Source organism: Methylobacter sp., from assembly GCF_004322395.1.
GTDB lineage: Bacteria > Pseudomonadota > Gammaproteobacteria > Methylococcales > Methylomonadaceae > Methylobacter_A.
On sequence record NZ_SCTW01000009.1, the window covers coordinates 85,612 to 109,990 of the forward strand.

The 24,379-nt window shown below is 52.6% G+C and carries 18 protein-coding genes; 17 read left to right on the plus strand and 1 reads right to left on the minus strand.

What is annotated here, in order from left to right:
• Positions 1–127 precede the first annotated feature (127 nt).
• The 7 genes from EPO18_RS01775 (at position 128) to EPO18_RS01805 (ending at position 8,379) form a co-directional block, all read left to right on the plus strand.
• The gene (locus EPO18_RS01775; protein WP_292429672.1) at positions 128–1,132 is read left to right on the plus strand and encodes a sulfate ABC transporter substrate-binding protein; all 1,005 of its coding nucleotides are present in this window, start codon (positions 128–130) and stop codon (positions 1,130–1,132) included.
• Positions 1,133–1,309: 177 nt separating this feature from the next.
• Positions 1,310–2,137 (plus strand): sulfate ABC transporter permease subunit CysT, encoded by an 828-nt coding sequence (cysT, locus tag EPO18_RS01780; RefSeq protein ID WP_292429675.1) that lies wholly within the window; start codon positions 1,310–1,312, stop codon positions 2,135–2,137.
• Between the two features lie 10 nt (positions 2,138–2,147).
• Positions 2,148–3,035, plus strand: coding sequence for a sulfate ABC transporter permease subunit CysW (gene cysW, locus EPO18_RS01785; RefSeq protein WP_292429679.1), 888 nt, complete (start codon positions 2,148–2,150; stop codon positions 3,033–3,035).
• A gap of 426 nt (positions 3,036–3,461) precedes the next feature.
• The gene (locus EPO18_RS01790) at positions 3,462–4,508 is read left to right on the plus strand and encodes a sulfate/molybdate ABC transporter ATP-binding protein (protein WP_292429681.1); all 1,047 of its coding nucleotides are present in this window, start codon (positions 3,462–3,464) and stop codon (positions 4,506–4,508) included.
• A 272-nt stretch (positions 4,509–4,780) separates the two neighbouring features.
• Positions 4,781–5,683 (plus strand): LysR substrate-binding domain-containing protein, encoded by a 903-nt coding sequence (locus EPO18_RS01795; protein ID WP_292429684.1) that lies wholly within the window; start codon positions 4,781–4,783, stop codon positions 5,681–5,683.
• A 432-nt stretch (positions 5,684–6,115) separates the two neighbouring features.
• On the plus strand, positions 6,116–7,471 hold the full coding sequence (gene chrA, locus EPO18_RS01800; protein ID WP_292429687.1) for a chromate efflux transporter: 1,356 nt from the start codon (positions 6,116–6,118) through the stop codon (positions 7,469–7,471).
• A complete protein-coding gene (locus tag EPO18_RS01805; protein ID WP_292429690.1) occupies positions 7,468–8,379 on the plus strand; it encodes a DUF1259 domain-containing protein in 912 nt (303 codons plus the stop codon). The genes chrA and EPO18_RS01805 overlap by 4 nt, the downstream gene beginning before the upstream one ends.
• Positions 8,380–8,821: 442 nt before the next feature.
• On the opposite strand, the gene EPO18_RS01810 is transcribed toward EPO18_RS01805, so the two are convergent.
• Positions 8,822–9,196 (minus strand): hypothetical protein, encoded by a 375-nt coding sequence (locus tag EPO18_RS01810; protein ID WP_292429693.1) that lies wholly within the window; start codon positions 9,194–9,196, stop codon positions 8,822–8,824.
• Between EPO18_RS01810 and EPO18_RS01815 the strand changes: the two genes are divergently transcribed.
• From EPO18_RS01815 to EPO18_RS01860, 10 genes are all read left to right on the plus strand, one after another.
• Entirely contained in the window at positions 9,191–10,651 is a 1,461-nt protein-coding gene (locus EPO18_RS01815) for an MBL fold metallo-hydrolase (RefSeq protein ID WP_292429696.1), read from the plus strand. The two genes, EPO18_RS01810 and EPO18_RS01815, sit on opposite strands and share 6 nt — an antisense overlap.
• Before the next feature lie 473 nt (positions 10,652–11,124).
• The gene (locus tag EPO18_RS01820) at positions 11,125–11,769 is read left to right on the plus strand and encodes a TetR/AcrR family transcriptional regulator (RefSeq protein WP_292429698.1); all 645 of its coding nucleotides are present in this window, start codon (positions 11,125–11,127) and stop codon (positions 11,767–11,769) included.
• A 10-nt stretch (positions 11,770–11,779) separates the two neighbouring features.
• Positions 11,780–13,045 (plus strand): MdtA/MuxA family multidrug efflux RND transporter periplasmic adaptor subunit, encoded by a 1,266-nt coding sequence (locus tag EPO18_RS01825; RefSeq protein WP_292429701.1) that lies wholly within the window; start codon positions 11,780–11,782, stop codon positions 13,043–13,045.
• A gap of 169 nt (positions 13,046–13,214) precedes the next feature.
• Positions 13,215–16,340 (plus strand): MdtB/MuxB family multidrug efflux RND transporter permease subunit, encoded by a 3,126-nt coding sequence (locus tag EPO18_RS01830; protein ID WP_292429704.1) that lies wholly within the window; start codon positions 13,215–13,217, stop codon positions 16,338–16,340.
• A 274-nt stretch (positions 16,341–16,614) separates the two neighbouring features.
• Positions 16,615–19,740, plus strand: a complete 3,126-nt coding sequence (locus EPO18_RS01835; protein WP_292429707.1) for a multidrug efflux RND transporter permease subunit — start codon at positions 16,615–16,617, stop codon at positions 19,738–19,740.
• A 300-nt stretch (positions 19,741–20,040) separates the two neighbouring features.
• Positions 20,041–21,519: an efflux transporter outer membrane subunit gene (locus tag EPO18_RS01840; protein WP_292429710.1), complete on the plus strand. Its 1,479-nt coding sequence runs from the start codon at positions 20,041–20,043 to the stop codon at positions 21,517–21,519.
• A gap of 167 nt (positions 21,520–21,686) precedes the next feature.
• The gene (locus EPO18_RS01845; RefSeq protein ID WP_292429713.1) at positions 21,687–22,574 is read left to right on the plus strand and encodes a PEP-CTERM sorting domain-containing protein; all 888 of its coding nucleotides are present in this window, start codon (positions 21,687–21,689) and stop codon (positions 22,572–22,574) included.
• A gap of 231 nt (positions 22,575–22,805) precedes the next feature.
• Positions 22,806–23,189: a hypothetical protein gene (locus EPO18_RS01850; protein WP_292429716.1), complete on the plus strand. Its 384-nt coding sequence runs from the start codon at positions 22,806–22,808 to the stop codon at positions 23,187–23,189.
• A 99-nt stretch (positions 23,190–23,288) separates the two neighbouring features.
• Positions 23,289–23,678 (plus strand): DUF5958 family protein, encoded by a 390-nt coding sequence (locus tag EPO18_RS01855; RefSeq protein ID WP_292429719.1) that lies wholly within the window; start codon positions 23,289–23,291, stop codon positions 23,676–23,678.
• 103 nt (positions 23,679–23,781) lie between these two features.
• A complete protein-coding gene (locus EPO18_RS01860) occupies positions 23,782–24,315 on the plus strand; it encodes an REP-associated tyrosine transposase (protein WP_292429722.1) in 534 nt (177 codons plus the stop codon).
• The last annotated feature ends 64 nt before the right edge of the window (positions 24,316–24,379 follow it).

The following is a 24,379-nucleotide window of genomic DNA, read 5'->3' on the forward strand; positions in this document are numbered from 1 at the left end:
TATATCTAAATATATCGTTTTTATTGGCCAGTCAGTTTGGTTACTATGATTGCCATGCGGATCGGTATGACACTTAATTAAAACGATGCGGCAAAACAAATTACACATCTTCCATTAAGGAGAAACCATGAAATTCACCCAAGCATTAAAACACCTGTTGTTCACGCTAACCCTACTGTTTAGCGGTGCGGTTTTGGCGGATAGAACCATTCTGAATGTTTCATACGATCCAACCAGAGAGCTGTATCAGGACTTCAACAAGGAGTTCATTAAATACTGGAAAGACAAAACCGGGGAAGATGTCGGTGTTCAGCAATCCCACGGTGGTGGCGGCAAACAGACACGTGCGGTAATCGATGGTTTGGAAGCGGACGTAGTAACCTTGGCGTTGTCATACGATATCGACCAAATTGCCGAACGGGCTCGGTTGCTGCCTAAAGATTGGCAAAGCCGGTTACCCAACAACAGTTTGCCTTACACGTCCACCATTGTGTTTTTGGTGCGCCAAGGCAATCCCAAGGGCATTAAAAACTGGGATGATCTGGCCAAAGAAGGCGTCTCGGTGATTACTCCCAATCCTAAAACCTCCGGCGGCGCGCGTTACAACTATCTGGCCGCCTGGGCATTTGGAGAAAAGGCTTACGGCAGCAAGGATGCCGCTAAAGAATTTGTAAAGAAAATTTACAAGAATGCGCCGGTTTTGGATTCCGGTGCGCGCGGTTCTACCACAACCTTTACTCAACGCGGTATCGGCGATGTACTGATCACCTGGGAAAACGAAGCGTTTTTAGCGGTTAACGAAGAGGGGGCCGGAAAATTCGAGATAGTGGTCCCGCCAGTCAGTATTAAGGCGGAAACGCCGGTAGCGGTGGTCGATAAAGTCACCAAAAAGAACGGCAACCAGGATTTGGCGGAAGCCTATCTGCAATACCTGTATTCGCCGATTGGGCAAAAACTGGCGGCGAAACATTATTACCGTCCGTACCAACCGGAACATGCCAGTCCTGAAGACTTAAAACGCTTTCCAAAATTGGAGCTGTTTACCGTCAATGAAAAATTCGGCAGCTGGGCGCAAGTGCAAAAAGAGCATTTCGATGACGGCGCCGCTTTCGATCAAATCTATAAGCCTTAAGCAAATCTCACGCGGGAGCGAACGGACGTTCGCTCCCGCTTTGTATATTAGGAACAGATGAAATGTAACAATTCAGTCCCTCTTTTTCAAAGGTAAAGGTGAATGCTTACCATGAACAGTTGGGAGATATAACCCTTGTGTATTTAATGCCACTATTTAAAATCGAAAATTACTGACATGCCGCAAAGTAAAATCATGCCTGGATTTCGCCCGGCCATCGGCTTTACCCTGTTCTATCTGGCCTTGATCGTGCTGATTCCGCTCAGCGCGATGCTGCTGAAAACGTTTCAGCTTAGCCTGGACGAATACTGGGCGATACTGACCAATCAGCGCGTGCAGGCTTCGTTCCGGCTCAGCTTTGGCGCAGCGCTGATTGCCGCCGCTGTGGCCGCTGTTTTCGGCTTTATCATTGCCTGGTCGCTGGTGCGCTACTCGTTTCCCGGCAAGCGTCTGTTCGATGCACTGATCGATTTGCCGTTCGCCTTGCCGACCGCCGTGGCCGGTATCGTGCTGGCCGCGATCTACGAACCCAACGGCTGGATCGGCAAGCTGGTCATGGACAGCACCGGAATACAAATTGCTTACAAGCCGCTGGGTATCGTCTTCGCTTTAATCTTCATCGGCTTGCCGTTTGTGGTGCGCACCATCGAGCCGGTGTTGCAGGAATTCGATATCGCGATGGAAGAAGCCGCCGCCAGTCTCGGCGCGACGCGCTTGCAAGCGTTTGTCAAAGTCATTTTGCCCAATATCCTGCCCGCCGCCATTACCGGCTTTGCGCTGGCTTTTGCGCGTGGCGTCGGCGAATACGGGTCGGTGATTTTCATTGCCGGCAATATGCCTTATATCTCGGAAATCGTGCCGCTTTTGATTATCACCAAACTGGAACAATACGATTATCCCGGGGCAACCGCGATTGGCTTGACCATGCTGATCTTGTCGTTTCTGTTGCTGTTACTGATTAACGGACTGCAATGGTGGGTTCGCCGCCGTTCGGGACAACTGTGAGAGGTTTGTAATGAATGCCGTTTCCACTCCTTCTTTTATAGCTTCAAAAAAACTGACATTATCGGATCCCGACTGGGTTCGGTATACCTTGATCGGACTCACTCTGGGCATTATCGGTTTGTTTCTGATTTTACCGTTGTTAACCGTGCTGGTTGAGGCTTTAGCCAAAGGCTGGACGGCCTATAGCTCCAGCCTGACGCACCCCGACGCTTTGGCGGCGATGAGGCTGACACTTTTGGTTGCATTGGTCACGGTGCCGCTGACTACCGTATTTGGCGTTTCCGCCGCGTGGGCGATAGCCCGTTTTGACTTTCGCGGAAAAAGCCTGCTGGTTACCTTGATCGATCTGCCATTTTCGGTATCTCCGGTGATTGCCGGTTTGATTTATGTGCTTATTTTCGGCGCCCAAGGCTGGCTTGGGCCTTGGTTTTCCGAGCATGACATCAAGATCATTTTTGCGGTGCCGGGAATTATTCTGGCGAGCTTGTTCGTGACCTTTCCGTTCGTTGCCAGGGAACTGATTCCGCTGATGCAGGAAATCGGCCATGAAGAAGAGGAAGCGGCTTTATCGCTGGGCGCCAGCGGCTGGCAAACTTTTTTCAAAGTGACTATGCCGAACGTCAAATGGGGGTTGTTGAACGGCGTACTGCTCTGTAACGCCAGAGCAATGGGCGAATTCGGCGCAGTCTCGGTGGTGTCCGGCCATATCCGCGGCCTCACCAACACGCTGCCGCTGCATATCGAAGTCAGTTACAACGAATACGATTTTGTCGGTTCTTTCGCCGGCGCTTCGCTATTGGCAGCTTTGGCCGTGGTAACGCTGGTGTTTAAAACTGTCCTTGAATGGAAGCAGAAACAGGAGCTAAAAGCGAGCCGGCAGGCGGCTGAATTGCACTAAATATTTGCAATTTTCCCGGCTCCCACGTGCAGTGGTCGTTGTTATACATAATTGTCTATTAGGCACGACGGTCTGTCATCCCGGCAGGGATTGCCGGGATCCAGAGCACAGGGATGTGAATGCTTGATTTAACAGAGCAATTCATTGTTGCAAGATATGTTGTTCGCTTAGGTATTGCCATCCATGGCTTCTCGGCAATTGCTCCATGCATTGCTCTACCTCCTGCATAACCCACAGGGATGTGGGGAATGCAGAGAAATGACGGGATCATTTCCTGTCCTTGCAGTCGTGGATTCCGGCAATCCCTGCCGGAACGACGGTATCTCGCAGACATGTTTATAACGATGAGCAAGCAACGTGGGAATCCAGTTAAGGCCCGCTACGCTTCCAGTAATACATATTAAAGATTCATATCAGGAACCCATCATGAGCATTAGCGTAAATCACCTCAGTAAGCATTTTGGCGCGTTTACCGCGCTGGACAATATCAACCTTGATATTCCCGAAGGCGAATTGGTTGCCTTACTGGGGCCTTCCGGCTGCGGCAAAACCACTTTACTGCGCATTATTGCCGGTCTGGAGCAGGCCGATCAGGGCGATGTCTTCTTGAAAGGCGATAAGGTAACCGATCAACCGGTCAAAAACCGCCAGATTGGTTTTGTGTTTCAGCACTACGCCTTGTTTCGGCATATGACGGTATTCGATAATGTTGCTTTCGGTTTAAAGGTTAAGCCCCGCCGGAACAGACTAAGTGATGCCGACATAACAAAAAAAGTCCATGCGTTATTGGAGCTGGTACAACTTGACTGGCTGCATGACCGCTATCCCGATCAACTGTCCGGCGGTCAACGCCAGCGTATTGCACTGGCGCGCGCCTTGGCGGTCGAGCCATCGGTGCTCTTGCTGGATGAGCCGTTCGGCGCGCTGGATGCCAGTGTGCGAAAGGACTTGCGGCAATGGCTACGTAATTTGCATAACGATTTGAACGTCACCAGTATTTTTGTCACCCATGACCAGGAAGAAGCGATGGAAGTCGCCAGCCAGGTTGTGGTGCTCAATCACGGACGCATCGAACAGCAAGGTTCGCCCGGCGATATTTACGATCATCCGGCCAACGCTTTCGTATCTCGATTTATTGGGCAAACCAATGTCTTTTATCTGGAAGAGCAAGATGTCGATTGGCTGCAAACAGCGGGATTAACGAATGCGCACCGGCAAGGCAAAATTGCGCACGTTCGCCCGCATGACATCATTATTGAAAAGTCGATAGCCGATACCGATGATGGCTTTGTCACCTTAAAAGACTGGCAGCATCTGGGCTCCCTGATTCGTATCGAGTTGGTCAAGAACGGTTCGAATGGCTCGACAGCAAGCGTTTATGCGGAAATGCCCAATGATCAGTTCAGGCGTTTGCATTTAAATAAAGGCGACAAGGTTGATCTGAAGATACGCCATGCGCATTGGTTTCATTAGTTTATAATTATTCAGCTACAGATTGGCACTGATTTAACTTTAGTGTTTTACGCCGGTTCCTAAGCTTTGGAGACTGTGAAAGCATTTGTTTTAGAACAAAAGCAGAAGCATTCACCACGAGACAAAAAATCCGCGTAAATCCGTCTAATCTGCGTTATCCGCGTTCTATCAATCGCGCTGAATAATTAACGAATTTGTATAATCTTATCCATAATCATCTGTTTAAATCCGTGTCGTCCGTGTGCAATTATTAGATTGGGAACATCCAAGTAATGAATTTAAGCCAAATTGAACTGCTTCGCGTTCTTCAGGAAAATGATTTCAGCCTTTCAAAAGCAGCGGAAAAAATGCACATCGTGCAATCGGCGGTCAGCCGGCAATTGCAGCTTTTCGAGGCCGAGCTGGGTTCGCCTATCTACGAACGGCAGGGTAAAAAATTGATAGGCTTGACCTCGTTGGGGCAGCGCATCATGGAAGAAGTCGCAACCATTAATCTGGCAAAAAACAATATCCAGACCATAGCAGCCGACTATATCGACAGTAACCAAGGCGTTCTGCATATTGCGACCACGCATACCCAAGCCAAGTATTTCCTGCCGAAACCTATCTTGCGTTTTCGGGAAAAATATCCCGGTGTCAGGATTTATATGATTGAAGCGTCGCCCGAGCAACTGATCAACAAACTGCACACCCGAAAAGCCGATATTGCGATCTGCACGGAAAAAGTCGGCGAAGATACCGACCTGGTCGTCAAGCCCTGCTATGAATGGCATCATGCGGCGGTAGTGCCGCAAAATCATCCGCTGAATGAGGGCGAGATTTCGCTTAAACGGCTTGCCTCTTATCCAATACTCACCTACAGTTTCGGTTTTACCGGACGCTCAAATATCGAGACCGCGTTTAAAAATACCGACATGGAACTGGATATTATCCTGGCCGCTGCCGATACCGACGTGATCAAGACTTACGTCCGCCTGGGCATGGGCGTCGGCATTATTGCGGGTATGGCGTATGATCCTGCGGTGGATCATGACTTGGTTGCGCGGGATTTATCGCACCTTATTCCCAGCTCAAAAACCAAAATCGCTTATTTAAAAAACAACTATTTGCCGTTATATACGCAGCACTTTATCGACGAACTGCTGGTTGCGGCTAAGGAACTTAATCTCCATTAACTGATTTACGTATTGCCCGTGAAAATAGATGAATATGCCTTAGGAACATGCATAAATTAATTTAAGCCATTACCATGAAGAATATGAAGGCCATGAAGGATTTAGTCTTCATGGTTTAAAAATAAAACTTGCTCAAGTTATTTCATGCACGTTCCTTAACTAAATGACCGTGACGGATGAGGTGGTAGTGAGTAGGGCGTGCCATGCGCGCCTTAGAGAAACCAAGGCGCGCATGGCACGCCCTACAGCGGATATTCCTTCCTATACGCTGCGTGGGAATACGGTTTGGGACGCGCCGCGTCCTAGTTGATATACTTTGTATTTTGGCAGGTCGGTTGCGACTCGCGGCGCAGCGCGCCTTGACTGCATTTCCACGCAGCGCGTGGGAATGAGCTAAAAAATTCAACCCAACATATAATCAAGGAAATCCCCATGCAGCGACCGCATCCCGTTAGCTTCGGCACCGCCTTCCGCTTCTGGCTCAAACTCGGCTTTATCAGCTTCGGCGGCCCGGCCGGGCAAATCGCAATCATGCATCAGGAATTGGTCGAACGGCATCGCTGGATTTCAGAAAAACGTTTCCTGCATGCGCTGAATTACTGCATGTTATTGCCGGGGCCCGAAGCGCAGCAGCTTGCGATTTATCTCGGCTGGCTGATGCATCGCAGTTGGGGCGGAATCGTGGCGGGCGGCCTGTTTGTGCTGCCGTCGTTACTGCTTTTGATCGCGCTGGGTTGGGTTTATCTGGCTTACGGCCATATCTCCGCCGTTGCCGGCGTGCTTTACGGCATCAAGCCGGCGGTGACCGCCATCGTGATCTTCGCGGCGTACCGGATCGGTTCAAGAGCGCTGAAAAATTGGCTACTATGGACAATGGCGGCTTTGGCTTTCCTGGCCATATTTCTATTCAATACGCCATTCCCTTTGATCGTGCTCGTTGCCGCCATGCTTGGGGCTATCGGCGGCAAGTTCGTCCCGCACAAATTCGCGGTTGGCGGAGGACATGGCGCGGCCAAGCAAAGCTACGGTCCTGCGCTGATCGATGACGATACGCCGACACCCGATCATGCGCGCTTTACCTGGCTAGGCTTAGCGAAAGTCATCCTGGCAGGCCTGGTTCTGTGGGGCGGCGCGATCAGTTTCCTCTGCGCCCGTTACGGTTGGGATGGCGCATTGACCCAGATGGGCTGGTTTTTCACCAAAGCGGCGCTGATGACTTTCGGCGGCGCTTATGCGGTATTGCCCTACGTTTACCAAGGCGCGGTCGAGCATTTTCACTGGCTGACGCCTCACCAGATGATCGATGGTTTAGCCTTGGGTGAAACCACGCCGGGGCCGCTGATCATGGTGGTGACCTTTGTTGGTTTCGTGGCCGGATGGGTGAAGGAAATTTTTGGCCCCGAGCAACTGTTTCTGGCCGGTGCGACAGCGGCGACGGTGGTGACTTACTTCACCTTCCTGCCCAGTTTCGTGTTTATCCTGGCGGGCGGCCCGCTGGTGGAGTCCACCCACGGCAACCTGAAATTCACCGCACCGTTAACCGGAATCACTGCCGCCGTGGTGGGCGTGATCCTGAACCTTGCGGTATTTTTTGCCTGGCATGTGTTCTGGCCGCAAGGTTTCGACGGCCGTTTCGAAGGCATTGCCGCGCTGATCGGGGCGGGAGCGTTGCTGGCATTGTTCCGTTACAAGGCGGGCGTCATTCCGGTCATCGCCGTTTGCGGCGTAACCGGGCTTTTATTTACTTTTATTAAAGCCTGGCTAGTCCAGGAGGGATTTATGGTATGAACAAAATTTATCAATCTCAGGCTTTAGCGGTGCTGTTGACATCCCTGCTGAGTGGAGCGGCCGTCGCTCACGAGCACGGCGAGCATACGGCGGCTCTGGATACGGCCAAGATAGAGCAGTTGACCGGCGCCAAAGGCAAGCTCGATAGCGCCGAGAATGTTTTCAAAGTGACCGTGCCGCGCGGCGATTTGAGCGTCACGGTAGCCGGAGTCAAAATGACCCCGGCTACCGGCTTCACATCTTGGGCCGCATTTACCCCGGCCGGCGATAAGACCATGGTCATGGGCGACATGGTCTTGCAGGAAGACCAGATCAATCCGGTAATGAGCGCGGCGCTGGAAAACGGTATTCAGGTTACCGCGCTGCATAACCATTTCCTGTGGGATACGCCGAAAGTGATGTTCATGCATATAGGCGGTTCGGGCGATGCGGAAAGTCTGGCAACGGGCGTCGGCAAAGTCTTTGCCAAAATCAAGGAAACCAGCGGCGGCAAGGTTCAAAAACGCACGAAGTTCGATGCTGGTAAAACCTCGCTTGATCCGAAGCCGATCGAAGCTATCATCGGCGCGTCCGTTGAAAAAACCGGCGAAGTCTATAAGGTGACCATCGGCCGCACCACGCAAATGGACGGCCATCAAGTCGGTAAAACCATGGGCGTGAATACCTGGGCGGTGTTCGCCGGCAGCAATGACAAAGCGATTGTCGAAGGCGACTTCGCGGTGCTGGAATCCGAATTGCAGATCGTGTTGAAAGCCTTACGTTCCGGAAACATCGCGATCACTTCGATTCATAACCACATGGTCGGCGAGTCGCCGAGAATCGTTTTCCTGCATTACTGGGGCGCAGGCGCCGTCAGCGATCTGGCCAAAGCCATTAAAGGCGCGTTAGACAGCCAGCCGAAAGCCTAAAAAACTATGATTGATGGAACACGGATAATTAAGGATTAGACGGATAAACACGGATATAGGTTGGGCTCCAACAGTAGGCGCTTTACGACTGCATGGATTGCAGGAGGTAGAGCAACGCATGGAGCGGTTACCGAGGCGACAGCTTTTCCGTTGCCCAACATTTTGCTATCCGCTGGCGGAATGTCCGTGGTCAAATCCGAAATCTACTGTCATTTTGAAGTTTCGTTATGTTGGGCATAAAAAGCTGCCCAACCTACAAAACTGGATTTTTGCGCCAAACACCAACTGGACGCTAACGACATCCGTGACTTCGCTCCGTTTGACGACAAGCTACGCATGGCAGTCGAAAAAAGTAACTTTGCCGGCCTGGGTTTACAACTAATGCCGATAAATTAAACGCGTGTAGGGGCGACCGGCCGGTCGCCCCTATGACTACCAGGTTCTAAGGCTGCACAAAAAAACTTCGTTCTTTATTATGTGGTGAATAGTCTTTTGGTTTATTGGCTGGGGTCAAGGCGAGCACGGCGCGCCCTACAGCCACGTATTCAATCACTGATAATTCCGTTTGAATCCGCCTAATCAGTGTCATCCGTGTTCTATTTTCGAACACCGCCGTAAAACTGCTCCGATAGAAGCAGCACCTCAACAAAAGCTGCTGGTTTTCCAGCATGGCGTCAGAACAAGCCAAGCGCTTTTTACTATCCAAGGCAACAATGCCGGGCTTTTCCCTGACCAGTGCCGACTGGTATGCCTCTTGCAATATACCTGATTGGTTCCAATCGTTTTCATCATTTAAACCCAAGGAGGGTTCATGCATAAATCGCTATACACCGTTGTTGGCTTGGCTGCGGTATTGACCGGGGCCGGTTGCAGTTCGCTGCCAACGCAGGGCTTGCAGGCGGCATCCGACGCTTCCGGCACCGACAATATCAAAGCCATCGAATTTTCAGGCACCGGCCGCTGGTACCAATTCGGCCAGGCGCCGAATCCGGGCTCGCCTTGGCCGCCGTTCGAGCTGAAAAATTATACGGCCGATATTAATTACGATACGGCCAGCGCCAAGGTGCAAATCACCCGCAGCCAGATCGTGGAACCCGGCCGCTTGCGCCCTGCACCGGTCGAACAAAAAGTTGAGCAATACGTCAGCGGCAACACCGCCTGGAACGTGGCCGCTGCCGGTAACGCCGCGCCAACTCCTAGCGCGCAGCCTGCTGCTGTCGAAGAACGTTTGGCGGAAATCTGGGCCAGCCCGCAAGGTTTTCTGAAAGCGGCCAAGATCAATAATGCGGCTTCGAAAGAAACCGGCAACAGCACCGAAGTCTCGTTCACTATCGGCGGCAAGTATCGCTATGTCGGCACGATCAACGCCAACAGCCAGCTCGAACGGGTACAGACCTGGATCGATAATCCGGTGCTCGGCGACACCTTGGTCGAAACCCGTTACAGCGATTACAAAGATTTCGACGGCATCCAGTTCCCGGCGCATATCGTCCGCAGCCAGGGCGGCTATCCGGTGCTGGACATCAACGTCTCGGCCGTCAAAACGAACCCGGCGGTCGATATTGCAATACCCCCGCAAGTCGCCAAGGCGCCGGCTGTGGTCGTGACCGCCAACAAACTGGCCGATGGCGTTTTCTATTTGACCGGCGGCAGCCATCACAGCGTCGCGATCGACCAGCGGGACCATATTGTGCTGGTCGAAGCGCCGCAAAATGAAGAACGCTCGCAGGCCGTGATTAATAAACTCAAGGAGATCATCCCGAACAAACCGATCAAATACTTGGTCAACACCCATGCCCATTTCGATCATGCCGGCGGCTTGCGCACGTTTGTCGATGAAGGCTCGACCATCGTTACTGAGCAAGCAAACCGGCCGTATTATGAAAAAATTTGGGCCGCGCCGCGCACGATCAATCCCGACCGGTTGGCCAAATCGCTTAAGCCTGCCCGTTTTGATACTTTTACCGGCAAATACGAGCTGTCGGACGGCAAACGCAAGATCGAACTCCATTCTATAGCCGGCAATGGCCACAACGATGCTTTCTTATTGGTCTACCTACCGAAAGAGAAAATTTTGGTCGAAGCCGACGCCTATACGCCTACCGCAGCCAATGTGCCGCCGGCCAAACCGAACCCCTATTCAGTGAATCTGTACCAAAATATCCAAAATCTGAAATTGGATGTCGCCCAGATTGCTGCTTTGCACGGTCCGCGCGTGGTCACGCTGGCCGATCTTCGTATTGCTATTGGCCAACCTGTAGTCGTCAAATAACCGGTCCGATCCGGATCAGGGCGAAAGTGCAAGGCTTTTGTCCTGATCTACCATTACCGGGCCAGCTTATTTTTATCGTTTGCATGCTCCGGCATAATGGGGAGTTAGGAACGAGATTATAAATCCCGTCCCACCTGGGGAGAACGTTGCGAGTTAGACCTTCCAGGTTTTTAAAACCTGGAAGGTCTGCACACCGGAGTGTTTCCCGCTTGGGGTGAATTATTAACAAGACTAAAAAATAGAGCTCGTGTCCTTCGCGATGAATAATTTTCTGTTGGCTGATAAGCAGCACTTGCGTAACCGCTGTTGATTTCCGGGCAATTAATTCTGGATCGTGAATAAAAAAACAGGCAAAAATCAACATGATAAAACATGGTATAAAGATTGCTCAATTTAAAATACGTATTTAAATTACAGATTTCAATTACAATTAGCAAACAAATTAATAAGTCTGTTTCGATCAATTTACCTGCATGCCCAACCTTAAAACCAAGCCGGAAAAAACCCGTACTCGGTTGTTAACCGTAGCCAGCCGAATCTTTGCCGAGAAAGGCTTTCAGGACGCGACGATAGCCGAAATCTGCGGGCAGGCAAAAGCCAATATTGCCTCGGTCAATTATCATTTCCGCGATAAGGAAACTCTCTACCTGGAATCCTGGCGCTTTGCTTTTAATCAGGAGCTTGCTCTATATCCGCCCGACGGCGGCCTGGCGAACGATGCACCGGCGGAACAGCGGCTGGCCGAGCGAATTAAATCCCTGGTCCGCCGTATCGGCGATGAGAATTCTTATTCGTTCGCGATCATTCATAAGGAAATGGCGCAACCTACCCGGCTGCTGGCCGATATTCTGGAAAAGGAAATCAACCCTCAACGCATGCAGATGTTCGCTTTGCTGAAAGAATGCCTGGGACAGGCGGTCAGCGAGCAACAAATCCAATACTGTCACGCCAGCATCATGGGCCAATGTTTCCAGCTGTTGCGATTAAAGCACATGCAAAGTGCCCGGCCGTTTCGCAGCCATCCGAGCGATTTAAGCGACATCAAGGCCTTTGCCGAACACGTCGTGCAATTCTCGCTGGCCGGTATTCAAGCTATCCGCTCTCAAACCCTTAATTGAAAACGTCCGTATGAGTCAACACAACCGCCACGAATTACTTTCGCTTTCTAACCGGCGCCAGGCTTTTTTATTGCCCGGTACGTTGATCGTGCTGGCACTGATCTTCGCAGTTTTTTATTTTCAGCATTCATCATCCCCCGATGCAAAATCCGATACTAAAGGCGGTAAGCGCGGCCACGACGATGACGCACCGGCGGTAGTAGCGATAGAAACCGCGCGCAAAGCCGATTTTCCGGTGTACTTGAACGGCTTGGGCACCGTAACCGCATTGCGCACCGTAACCGTGCGGCCCCGAGTTGACGGCGAACTGGTGAAGGTGGCGTTCAATGAAGGACAGATGGTCAAGGAAGGCGATTTGCTGGCCGAAATCGATCCGCGTCCGTTCCAAGTCCAGTTGCAACAAGCCGAAGGCCAGTTGTTGCGAGATGAAGCGCTGCTGAAAAATGCCCAAATAGACCACGAGCGCTACCTAACCTTGTTGGCACAGGATTCGATTTCCGCTCAACAAACCATGACCCAGGAGGCCCAGGTCAAACAGTACCGCGGCACCGTGGAAATGGATAAAGCCCAAGTCAATAACGCCAAGCTCCAGCTCAGCTATGCGCGGCTGACCGCGCCGATTTCCGGACGGGTTGGATTGCGCCAAATCGACCAGGGCAATATCGTCCATGCCAATGACACTAACGGCCTAGTGGTGATTACCCAACTCCAGCCTATCAGTGTCGTGTTCACTTTGCCCGAAGACAAAGTGCAACAGGTCGTGCAGCGCTGGCGGACTAACGAGCCGGTCCTCGTCGAGGCTTATGACCGGGCCGGTAAAATCAAGCTGGCCGACGGCAAATTGCTGGCGCTCGATAACCAGATCGACTCCACTACCGGCACGCTGAAACTGAAAGCGCAATTCGACAATAACGAGCGCACATTGTTCGCCAACCAATTCGTCAATATCAAAATGCACCTGGATACCTTGCTTGGTGTGACGCTGGTTTCCAGTGCCGCGATTCAGCACGATACCCAGGGCGCGTTTGTCTATGTGGTTGGCCCGGAAAAAACCGTACAGCTGCGCCGCGTTACTTTGGGGCCAACCGAAGCGGACAAGGTTGCGGTGCTCAGCGATCTTGCCGCCGGCGAAACGGTGGTGGTAGAAGGCACCGACAGATTGCGCGAAGGCAGCCAGGTCGATATTGCGCAAAAAGACGGGCTGGCCGTGGCGGCCGATCCGAATATAAAGACCAACTTCGAAGACAAATCGCGTAAAAAAAACCGGCGTCCTTGAACCTGAAAGTCCACGAAAAACACGAAAGACACGAAAAGGGAATCAATATGTTGCGTTACTCTGCCATCTTCTCTTGTTCCCAAGCGTTGCGCGTGGGAACGAGACATCTTGCTGACTATTTTCGTGCTTTTCGTGTCTTTCGTGGACAACATGATTTCCTAAACTGAATATGACCCCAGCAAACCCTAACCTGCCGAATTTCAATCCGTCCCAGCTGTTCATTCTGCGCCCGGTAGCGACGTCGTTGCTGATGGTCGCTATGTTGCTGGTCGGCATTCTGGCTTACCGGATGCTGCCGGTGTCGGCGCTGCCGCAAGTCGATTATCCGACTATACAAGTCGTAACCTTGTATCCGGGCGCCAGTCCCGAGGTGATGACGTCGGTGGTCACCGCGCCGCTGGAACGCCAGTTCGGCCAGATGCCCGGACTCACCCAGATGTCGTCGACCAGCTCCGGCGGCGCGTCGGTGATTACCTTGCAATTCAACCTGAACCTGGATTTGGACATTGCCGAACAGACTGTGCAGGCGGCGATTAATGCCGCCAGCAACTTCCTGCCGAACGATTTGCCGCAAGCGCCGATTTACAGCAAGGTCAATCCGGCCGACACGCCGATCATGACGCTGTCGGTCAGCTCCAAAACCTTGCCGTTGTTCAAGGTCGAAGACTTGGTCGACACCCGGCTGGCGCAGAAAATCGCCCAGCTGTCCGGCGTCGGCATGGTCAGCATCAGCGGCGGCCAGCGGCCGGCGGTGCGGATTCAGGCCAACCATAAAGCGCTGGCCGCTTACGGCATCAGCCTCGAAGACGTGCGCACCGCAATTGCAGCCGCCAACGTCAACCAGCCCAAAGGCATGTTCAGCGGGCCGATGCGCTCGGCGATCATCGATAGCAACGACCAGCTGCGTTCGGCCGCCGAATACCGCGATCTGGTCGTAGCCTACCGCAACAATGCGCCGGTGCGTCTGTCCGAAGTCGCCGAAGTGATCGACGGCGCGGAAAACGTCCGGCTGGCGGCCTGGGCCGATAAAAACGCGGCGGTGATCGTCAACATCCAGCGCCAGCCCGGCGCGAACGTGATCGAGGTGGTCGACCGGATCAAGGAACTGCTGCCGAAATTGCAGGCGTCGCTACCGCTCAATATCGACGTGCTGCCGCTGACCGACCGCACCGTGACGATACGCGCGTCGGTGCATGATGTGCAGTTCGAGCTGATGCTGGCGGTGGTGCTGGTGGTGATGGTGATGTTCCTGTTTTTGCGCAACGTTCCGGCGACTATCATTCCTGGCGTCGCGGTGCCGTTGTCGTTGGTCGGCACCTTTGCGGTGATGTATCTGGCCGAGTTCAGCATCAACAACCTGACGCTGATGGCGCTGACCATAGCGACCGGTTTCGTGGTCGACGACGCGATTGTGGTCATCGAGAATATCTCCCGCTATATCGAAAAAGGCGAGTCGCCGTTGAAAGCCGCGTTGAAAGGCTCCGAACAAATCGGTTTTACGATCATTTCGTTGACCTTTTCGCTGGTCGCGGTGCTGATTCCGCTGCTGTTCATGAGCGACGTGGTCGGGCGGTTGTTTAGGGAATTTGCGATTACATTGGCGGTAGCGATCTTGATTTCCGCAATCGTGTCGCTGACGCTGACGCCGATGATGTGCGCAAAACTGCTGCATCATAAACCGGAACATGCCGAAAAGCCCAGCAACGACTGGTTCGACAAGTTGATCGCCGGTTACGGCCGCACGCTGGAATGGGTCATGCAGCGGCAAACGTTGACCCTGGCGGTGTTTTTCGCGACCGCCGCTTTGACAGTAGCGCTGTATGTTTTCATTCCGAAAGGATTTTTTCCGGTACAGGATACCGGTATCATCCAGGGTTTTTCCGAAGCGCCGCAAAACGTATCTTTTGCGGCGATGGCCGAACATCAGCAAAAGTTGGCCGCGCTGCTGCTTGAGGACCCGGCTGTGGACAGCCTGTCGTCGTTTATCGGCGTCGACGGCGTCAATACCACGCCCAACGCCGGCCGTTTCCTGATCAACCTGAAACCGCAAGCCGAACGCAAAGTGAGCGCCAGCGAAGTGATCGCCAGGTTGAAACCCAAACTGACCGATTTGGCCGGTGTTACCTTGTATTTACAGCCGGTGCAGGATCTGACGATGGAGAACCGGGTCAGCCGCACCCAGTACCAATTTACGCTGGAAACGCCCGACATTGATGAACTGAACCGCTGGACGCATAAGCTTGTCGAAGAGCTTTCCGGCCAGCCGGAGTTTGCCGATGTGACTAGCGATGTGCAGGATCAGGGCCGGCAGGTTTTCGTCAACATCGACCGCAGCACTGCGAGCCGTCTCGGCGTCACTACCGCAGCGGTAGACGATACGCTGTACAACGCTTACGGACAACGGCTGGTATCGACGATTTTCACCCAGTCCAACCAATACCGGGTGGTGCTGGAAGTCGACCCAAGCGCGCAAAGTTCTCCGGAAGATTTGAACGACTTGCGTATTCCGTCCAGCAACGGTGCGCAGGTACCGCTGTCAACGATAGCCGAAATATCGGAGCGGCCGACGCCGCTGTCGATCAATCATCTCGACCAGTTCCCGGTCGCGACATTATCGTTTAACCTGGCTCCGGGCGCGGCGCTCGGCGATGCAGTAGATGCGATCGACCGCATCAAACAGCAGATCGGCCTGCCGTTAAGCATCCGCACCAGTTATCAAGGGGCTGCGCTGGCGTTCAGCGCTTCGCTGGATAATACCCTGTGGCTGATCCTGGCCGCGATTGTGACCGTTTATATCGTGCTCGGCGTGCTGTACGAAAGCTATATCCACCCGCTGACGATTCTGTCCACATTGCCTTCCGCCGGGGTCGGCGCATTGCTGGCCTTGATCGTTTCCGGCGGCGACTTGGGCATCATCGGCATTATCGGCATTATCCTGTTGATCGGCATCGTCAAGAAGAACGCGATCATGATGATCGATTTTGCGTTGGAAGCTGAACGCAAGCAAGGCATGTCGCCGAGCGATGCGATTTTCCAGGCCTGCCTGCTGCGTTTCCGGCCGATCCTGATGACCACACTGGCCGCATTGCTCGGCGCATTGCCGTTGATGCTGGGCAGCGGCGTCGGTTCGGAGTTGCGCCATCCGCTGGGCATCACCATGGTCGGCGGTTTGTTGCTAAGCCAGTTATTGACCTTGTACACCACGCCGGTCATTTATTTATGGATGGACAGTCTGGCCCGGCGCATGTCCGGCTGGCTACGCTTGAATCCGCCTGAAAGCGACGGCAGTTTGTGATGAATTTAAGATATTTAATTTGTCCACGAAAAGCACGAAAGACACGAAAAGTCATTGGGCGAGATTTTCGTGCTCAATGCCGATCGGGGTTTGTAACCGATAGGCATAAATTAATTTACGCAATTACCATGAAGAGCATGAAGGACATGAAGACTTCAATCCTTCATGCCTTTCATGTTCTTCATGGTTTAAAAATAAAACTTGCTCAAGTTATTTCATGCACATTCCTAAGTAAAATTTTCGTGACTTTCGTGTCTTTCGTGGACAAAAAACTATGAACCTGTCGGCGCTGTTTATTTACCGTCCGGTCGCGACCAGTCTGCTGACGCTGGCGATCATCCTGGCCGGTATTCTGGCGTTCCTGAACCTGCCGGTGGCATCGCTGCCGCAAGTCGATTTTCCGACCATCAACGTACAAGCCCAGCTGCCCGGCGCCAGCGCCGAAACCATGGCGGCTACGGTCGCTACGCCGCTGGAACGGGCATTGGGCCGGATTGCCGGCATTACCGAAATGACCTCCAGCAGTTCGCAGGGTTCTAGCCAGATTACGCTGCAATTCGATTTGGACCGCGACATCAACGGCGCGGCCCGCGATGTGCAGGCCGCTATCAATGCGGCTGCCAGCCTGTTGCCGACGGGTATGCCGAACCGCCCGAGTTACCGGCGCGATAACCCATCCGATTCGCCGATCCTGATATTGTCGCTGACGTCCGACACCCTCAGCCGGGGCCAGATGTACGATGCCGCCTCAACGATCCTGGTGCAGAAGCTTTCGCAGATTCCGGGCATCGGCCAAGTGCAGCTCGGCGGCGCGGCGTTACCGGCGGTGCGGGTCGAACTGAACCCGAACGCGCTGAGCAAATACGGCATCGGCCTGGAGGATGTCAGGAATACGATCACCCAAACCAACGTTACCCGCCCGAAAGGCGTGCTGGAAAACGGCGATCAACGCTGGCAGATCCAGGCCAATGACCAGGCCCGCAAAGCCGCGGACTACCTGCCGCTGATCGTCAGCTACCGTAACGGCTCACCGGTCAGGATCGCCGATCTCGGCGATGTGGTCGATTCGGTCGAGGATTTGCGCAATGCCGGCTTGAAAAACGGCAAGCCTTCGGTGCTGCTGATTCTCAGAAAGCAACCGCAAGCTAACGTGATTCAAACCGTCGATCAGGTTCAGGCCATGTTGCCGGAACTGCGCGCTGCGATTCCGAGCGCGATCAATCTGGAGGTGGTTATCGACCGCTCGCTGACTATCCGGGCTTCTATTGCCGAAGTCGAACACAGTTTGTTGATCGCGATAGTGCTGGTGATTTTGGTGGTGCTGTTGTTCTTGCGGGATATACGTTCCACTTTGGTGCCGATTATTGCGGTGCCGGCGTCCTTGCTCGGCGCTTGCGCGGCGATGTATTTTTTCAATTACAGCCTGAACAACCTGACTTTGATGGCCTTGACCATTTCCACCGGCTTTGTGGTCGACGACGCGATTGTGGTATTGGAAAACACCAAGCGCCATATCGAAAAAGGCGTGGCGCCGTTCAAGGCCGCGCTGTTGGCCGCCAGGGAAGTCGGCTTTACCGTGTTGGCGATGAGCGTGTCGCTGGTCGCGGTATTCCTGCCGATTTTGTTGATGGGCGGCGTGGTCGGCCGCCTGTTCAAGGAGTTTGCAGTGACGTTGTCAGCGGCGGTGCTGGTGTCGCTGCTGATCTCGCTGACCGTCACGCCGATGTTGTGCGCGCGCTGGGTGGGCAAGGAAAGTCCTCAGCATGGCAAGCTTTATCAAAGCATCGGCGGGGCTTTTGATTTGATGCATAATTTTTACCAACATACGCTGAGTTGGGCGCTGCGCCACGGACGGATTATGATGCTGATCCTGCTCGGCACGATAGGCTTCAATATTTATTTGTATACGGTCATCGACAAGGGTTTTTTCCCGACCCAGGACGGCGGCAGGTTGCTCGGCGAGGTTCAAGCCGACCAGGGCACTTCGTTTTGGGCCTTGCAGAAGAAATTCTACGAATTTACCGAGCTGGTGCGGCAGGACCCGGCAGTCGAAACCGTAGCCGGGTTTGCCGGCAGCCAGCAAAGCGGCAATAGCGCCAGGGTTTTCGTCGTGCTGAAACCGCACGAACAGCGGGACTCGATAGACAACGTCATGGAGCGTCTGCGCAATCTGGTCGGCCGCATTCCCGGAGCCAGCTTACGGCTGTCACCTGCACAGGAACTGCGTATAGGCGGCCGGATGTCAGCCGGCTTGTTTGAGTATGCGTTGCAATCCGATGATCTGGGTCTGCTGAGGGAATGGATGCCGAAAGTGCTGGCCGCACTATCCAAATTGCCGGAACTGAAAGACGTCAATACCAGCCAACAAGATAAGGGGCAGCAGATCGGCCTGGTGGTTGACCGGGCTATGGCGGCGCGCTACGGCGTCAGCCAAGCCATGATTGACGCGAGTCTCAACGATGCTTTCGGTCAGCGCCAGGTTTCAGTGATCTATAATCCGCTCAACCAGTACCGGGTGGTGATGGAGCTGGCTCCGGAATATTGGCAAAGCCCGGAAGCCCTGAAACAGGTCTATATCAGCGTACCCGCCAAGCGCTTGCCGGCCGGAGAACTACCAGGCTCGCTCCAGGTGCCGTTGTCGGCGTTGGCCAGTTTCGCTCCGACCAGTACGCCGTTGACTGTTAATCATCAAGGCCAGTTCGCTGCCGCGACGTTATCATTTAATCTTAAGCCCGGCACCTCACTATCCGCCGCCACGCAATTGATCGAAAAAACCATGCGCGACATCGGCGTGCCGAATGCTATCCAAGGCAGCTTCCAGGGATCGGCCAAAGCCTTTCAGGAATCGTTGCGCAACCAGCCCTGGTTGATCCTGGCCGCACTGGTCAGCATTTACATCGTGCTGGGCGTGCTCTACGAAAGCTATGTTCATCCGTTGACGATTTTATCGACGCTGCCTTCCGCCGGGGTCGGCGCGTTGCTGGCGCTGATGGCTTGCGGTTCGGAGTTCAGCATCATTGCGCTGATCGGAGTGATTTTGCTGATCGGCATCGTCAAAAAAAATGCGATCATGATGATCGATTTTGCGTTGTTTGCCGAACGCGAACACGGCTTGGATTCGCGCGAGGCGATTTTTCAAGCCTGCCTGCTGCGTTTTCGGCCGATCATGATGACCACGCTGGCCGCGATGTTCGGCGCGCTGCCGCTGGCGTTGGGCAGCGGTTACGGTGCGGAACTGCGTCAGCCGCTGGGCATTTCGATTGTCGGCGGCCTGATTTTCAGCCAAATGCTGACATTGTATACAACGCCGGTCGTTTACCTTTACCTGGACCGTTTCCGGCTGTGGTTTGGTGGTCGGTTTTTTAACCGCACTGCTTCTCAAGGGAATAAGTCCGTTTAGGAACGTGTATGAAACAACTTGAGCCAGTTTTATTTTTAAACCATGAAGAACATGAAAGGCATGAAGGATTTGAGTCTTCATGCCCTTCATGCTCTTCGTGGTAATTGTTTAATTTATTGGCTAAGTTCGACTACTTTATTTACTCATCACAGAAACATTGGGGACGCAACTCATACGCATCATGCTAAGGCATAAAACTATGAAGAGCATGAAGTTCATGAAGAAAATGAGGGTGAAAACTTCGTGTCTCCCTGGTGAATTTTAAGATTTTTTTGTTAGCTATTTATCCCTGAGACTTACATGACAGTTCGCATTCGCCAACCCCTGATTTATGCCCTATTAACCGCACAACTGGCCGGGTGCATGGTAGGTCCCGACTATGTCCGTCCGGAAGCAAAGATTTCCAATGAGTTTAAGGAAAGCAAAGGTTGGAAACAGGCGCAGCCTCGCGACACGATGCTGTCCGGTAAATGGTGGGAAATTTTCAACGATCCCCGGCTTAATGAATTGGAAGAACAAGTTGCCACCGCCAATCAGTCGCTGATCCAGGCCGAAGCGCAATATCGCCAAGCCCAGCATCTGGTGCAGTCGGCGCAATCGGCTTATTTACCGATAATCAACCTGACCGCCGCTTTTAACCGTTTCCGTGCCGCCAGCGGCCAAAGCGTAGCGGTGTCAGGGGTTAGGAATCTGTTCAGCAGCGCTGTGTCAATGGCTTGGGAGCCGGATTTGTGGGGCAGCGTCGGCCGCCAAGTCGAAGCCAACACCGGCAGCGCCCAAGCCAGCGCCGCCACTATGCAGGCGTTGCGTCTGTCCAGCGAAGCGGCATTGGCCGACGATTACTTTCAGTTAAGGGCATTGGATGCGCAAAAAGCCTTGCTGGACGAGACTGTGGCGGCTTACAGTCGAACCCTGCAAATCATCAAAAACCGCTATGCGGTCGGCATGGTCGGCAAAAGCGACGTGATGCAGGCCGAAACCCAACTGGAATCGGCACGCGCCCAAGCGATTGATCTCGGTGTGCAGCGGTCAAAACTGGAACATGCGATTGCGGTATTGATCGGCCGTACTCCGGCCGAACTGACCTTGCCTGCTGCGCCGCTGGACATGCAACCGCCGCCGATTCCGCTCAGCCTGCCTTCGGAGCTGCTGGAACGGCGTCCCGACATTGCCGCCGCCGAACGCAACATCGCCGCCGCCAACGCCCAGATCGGCGTAGCCAAGGCGGCTTATTACCCGACATTGAATCTGGCCCTCACCAATGGTTTTCAATCTCCGACCATCGAAACCTTGTTTACGATTGCCCGCCGCTATTGGGCTTTGGGTCCGGCCGGTGCGGCGTTGACATTGTTTGACGGCGGCGCTAAGAACGCCCAGTACAAACAGGCTATAGACAGTTTCGACGCCAGTGTTGCCGCTTACCGGCAAACGGTGCTGACCGGGTTTCAGGAAGTGGAAGACAATCTGGCCGCGTTGCGGATACTGGATGAAGAAAAGCAGGTGCAGGACAAAGCCGTCGCCGCAGCCAACCAAGCGCTGGCGCTGATCACCAATCAGTATCAGGCGGGAACCGTCAGTTATCTGGAGGTGATAATCGCGCAAGCCGCAGCCTTATCCAATCGCCAAACCGCCGTGCAGCTACAGGGCCAACGGCTATCGTCCTCGGTTCTGCTGGTCAAGGCCTTGGGCGGCGGCTGGAATGTGGCAATGCTGCCAAGCCCGGAGCAAGCGGGCGGCGAGACTAAGTGGACGGATTATTTGATATTGCCGGTGGATTGATAGGCTGTTTACAGCGGATAGATCACGTGTATGGGAGGTGTGTTTTTAGTTTGCCTGAAAGGTTGCTATCAATTAGTAATTAATATAGCATTTTACCTAACGGATTATCCGGGCGGCTTTATGCCGACGGTTGAAACTTAACATACACCTGGGTAGGTGTCTATTTTATGTTCGGTGAGGTGGTCTCGCTGAACATGAACAAACTAATAACAAGAGAAAAAAACATGAGTCGAAAGAGTTTTCAATTAGTCCTTATCTGCCTTCTTACCACGGCTTTTGCGCCATTTGCAAAAGCTGGTACTATTAATGTACTCTCACTCGACGCCAGCAGATCATTAGTAAGCTTCACGAGTAATTCAGGCTACAGTGTTTTGAGGAGTGATCTCCTCAATCCCAGTAAGTTCGGACCAGATGGAATAGTAAAGGAGCAAATTATTTTTTTGCCAGCAGTAACCGGGATAACGGAAGATACGCTGGCCTCTGCTGATATATTCTTTTGGTTGGCTTCATCAGCAAAACCAAGTAATGCTGAGTTAGAGCTTCTTCACTCTTTTGTGAGCGCGGGGGGAGGCCTATTCGTGTTTGGAAATAGCATTAACGATTTTGCCGCAACTTTTAATGCAATGCCGGGTGGAATACATGGCGGCGCATGGCTTAACGCAACAATCACGGATGGGTTCTCGCCAATAGCAACAGGTCCATTTGGATCTTTGTCCCCAGGAGCAACTTTTCAGGTTCCGTACCATGGATATTTAGCAGATGTAGGTCCCAATGGAAAAGCAGCTATCAATGATGGAGGACCTGGAGTTTTAGGCGCAACATTCGAGGTCGGCAGCGGTAGAGCTGTTCTTATCGGCGATGAAGAGATCTTTCTTAGTTCCTACCCTGGCGTTCCGGCAGCCCCTCTCCTCTCTGAGACTTCAAGAAGTATTTTTTTGAATTCTGTTGCTTACCTTGCAACCCCTGCCCCTATCCCCGAACCAGCCACCACGCTGCTCCTTAGCACGGGTATAGCGAGCCTTGCATGTACAAAACTCAGAAGAAGGAAGAAGTAATTACCGAACAAGTCGCTCAAGCAAGTAGCCCGGATGGAGCTTGCGGAATCCGGGGGCAAACGTGGCTCCGATTATCCCGGATTCCACTGCGTTTCATCCGGGCTACTTGCTTCGTTCCAGGGGACGCGGGACATATCGGTTAAACAAGCAACGTTCAGCGACGCGCCCCTGAACTCCACGTTATGCACTGTGATAATCGCTCATCCAGTTTGACCAAAAGAGGATGTAAAAATGAAATCAAAGTTGGAAATTTATGCGCTATCAGTATGTTTTGCTGCTATGGTTTGCCTTGTTATTTCAGGTGGTATAGCAGGTTACTCAATATTTGAAATCGTAACGCCAGAGCTAACATTAAGGTCGTATGAATACGACAACTATCAAACCAATGAAGCTTATTGGAAAAATAAGATTTCATGCTCAAAAGACGAAAAAGAGAAAATTAAGCCAAGTGAAGAAGAATTAACCAAGCAAAGACTCGAAGCATTTGCTATCGAAATTATGGGGGAAAAGCGAGAAGGCTTTCAGTCCCTAATTCGGTGTTTCATGTTTCTGCTTGTTGCGGGAGTAACATTAGTAATTCACTGGAAAATAGCGCAAAAAGCCAGGGTCGCTTAGTGCATAACCCTACGCTCAACCGGAGCGCGGTTATAAAGCGGTTTTATTTTTTCAGCTTTCCGGGCCGCGCCCGGTTAGCTATACGCTATAACCACAACCATGAATGAGACAGAGCTCAAGATTAATAGAATTGTGCAGGGGGTAGTCTCTCTAAATGAAGGGCTGGCCTGGTACGATGAGTCTGATTTAAATTTGCAAAATGAAATAATGAGAGCACTAGACCGTTGTGTATCTCAGGCTCACCCTACGAAAGAAGATATAGAGGCTGGCCTAAAGGAATCCGGTTTAAAGGAAACCTATTCTCCTTGTGTTCTTGTAAAGAACAAGCCATTTAATGAAGTAAGGCAAAAAATATTAAATATGTGCGAACCCGATAAACGACGGGGTTTTGTCCTTCTTCTGTCAGTGTTTAGAGTTGCGGATAAACGGCGTCGAGAGAGCCAATGCAAAGACGGTTGCACACATGAATGGCACAATATCAGGCTATAACAAGCAAGTAGCCCGGATGGAGCTTGCGGAATCCGGGACAAACGGAGACGCCGAATCCTCCCATTCTGCGGCGCGTCATGAGAGCTACTTTTGAGGTTAGTCTATGGTGCTATATCGACGCAACCGCCTTGCGGGTGGAACGTACTTCTTTACCGTCACATTGAGGGACCGAAAATCAGCCTTGTTAACCGAGCAGATTGATCTTTTGCGCGAAGCGGTACAAAGGACACGATTGGCTAAACCGTTCATGATCGAGGCGTGGGTAGTGTTACCCGAGCACATGCATACCATTTGGACATTGCCGCCCGGCGATTCTGACTATTCGACGCGCTGGCGTTCGATCAAAGGCTATTTCTCGCACCAGCTTGCCAAGTCCACGTTAATTCCTGGGCGCAACGCCAAAGGCGAATATGATTTCTGGCAACGCCGCTTCTGGGAACATACGATTCGTGACGAAAGCGATTTTTCCCGCCATGTTGATTATATCCATTACAATCCCGTCAAACACGGCTATGTCCAAAGAGTCTGCGATTGGCCCCATTCGAGTTTCCATCGTTTTGTGGCAAAGAATATTTATCCACGGGATTGGGGTGGTGGAGGTAATGATTTGGTCGGACAATATGAGTATGGGGAATAATCAAACGAGAATGGCTCCGTTTGTCCCGGATTCCACAAGCTCCATCCGGGTTACTCGCTGGAGA

Excerpts from the sequence above, each read along its gene's own strand:
- EPO18_RS01825 (WP_292429701.1), top strand. The coding sequence starts at position 11,780 with ATGAGTCAACACAACCGCCACGAATTACTTTCGCTTTCTAACCGGCGC.
- EPO18_RS01830 (WP_292429704.1), top strand. The coding sequence starts at position 13,215 with ATGACCCCAGCAAACCCTAACCTGCCGAATTTCAATCCGTCCCAGCTG.
- EPO18_RS01805 (WP_292429690.1), top strand. The coding sequence starts at position 7,468 with ATGAACAAAATTTATCAATCTCAGGCTTTAGCGGTGCTGTTGACATCC.
- EPO18_RS01840 (WP_292429710.1), top strand. The coding sequence starts at position 20,041 with ATGACAGTTCGCATTCGCCAACCCCTGATTTATGCCCTATTAACCGCA.
- EPO18_RS01815 (WP_292429696.1), top strand. The coding sequence starts at position 9,191 with ATGCATAAATCGCTATACACCGTTGTTGGCTTGGCTGCGGTATTGACC.
- EPO18_RS01835 (WP_292429707.1), top strand. The coding sequence starts at position 16,615 with ATGAACCTGTCGGCGCTGTTTATTTACCGTCCGGTCGCGACCAGTCTG.
- EPO18_RS01855 (WP_292429719.1), top strand. The coding sequence starts at position 23,289 with ATGAATGAGACAGAGCTCAAGATTAATAGAATTGTGCAGGGGGTAGTC.
- cysT (WP_292429675.1), top strand. The coding sequence starts at position 1,310 with ATGCCGCAAAGTAAAATCATGCCTGGATTTCGCCCGGCCATCGGCTTT.
- EPO18_RS01775 (WP_292429672.1), top strand. The coding sequence starts at position 128 with ATGAAATTCACCCAAGCATTAAAACACCTGTTGTTCACGCTAACCCTA.
- cysW (WP_292429679.1), top strand. The coding sequence starts at position 2,148 with ATGAATGCCGTTTCCACTCCTTCTTTTATAGCTTCAAAAAAACTGACA.
- EPO18_RS01850 (WP_292429716.1), top strand. The coding sequence starts at position 22,806 with ATGAAATCAAAGTTGGAAATTTATGCGCTATCAGTATGTTTTGCTGCT.
- EPO18_RS01820 (WP_292429698.1), top strand. The coding sequence starts at position 11,125 with ATGCCCAACCTTAAAACCAAGCCGGAAAAAACCCGTACTCGGTTGTTA.
- EPO18_RS01810 (WP_292429693.1), bottom strand. The coding sequence starts at position 9,196 with ATGCATGAACCCTCCTTGGGTTTAAATGATGAAAACGATTGGAACCAA.
- EPO18_RS01860 (WP_292429722.1), top strand. The coding sequence starts at position 23,782 with ATGGTGCTATATCGACGCAACCGCCTTGCGGGTGGAACGTACTTCTTT.
- EPO18_RS01795 (WP_292429684.1), top strand. The coding sequence starts at position 4,781 with ATGAATTTAAGCCAAATTGAACTGCTTCGCGTTCTTCAGGAAAATGAT.
- chrA (WP_292429687.1), top strand. The coding sequence starts at position 6,116 with ATGCAGCGACCGCATCCCGTTAGCTTCGGCACCGCCTTCCGCTTCTGG.
- EPO18_RS01845 (WP_292429713.1), top strand. The coding sequence starts at position 21,687 with ATGTTCGGTGAGGTGGTCTCGCTGAACATGAACAAACTAATAACAAGA.
- EPO18_RS01790 (WP_292429681.1), top strand. The coding sequence starts at position 3,462 with ATGAGCATTAGCGTAAATCACCTCAGTAAGCATTTTGGCGCGTTTACC.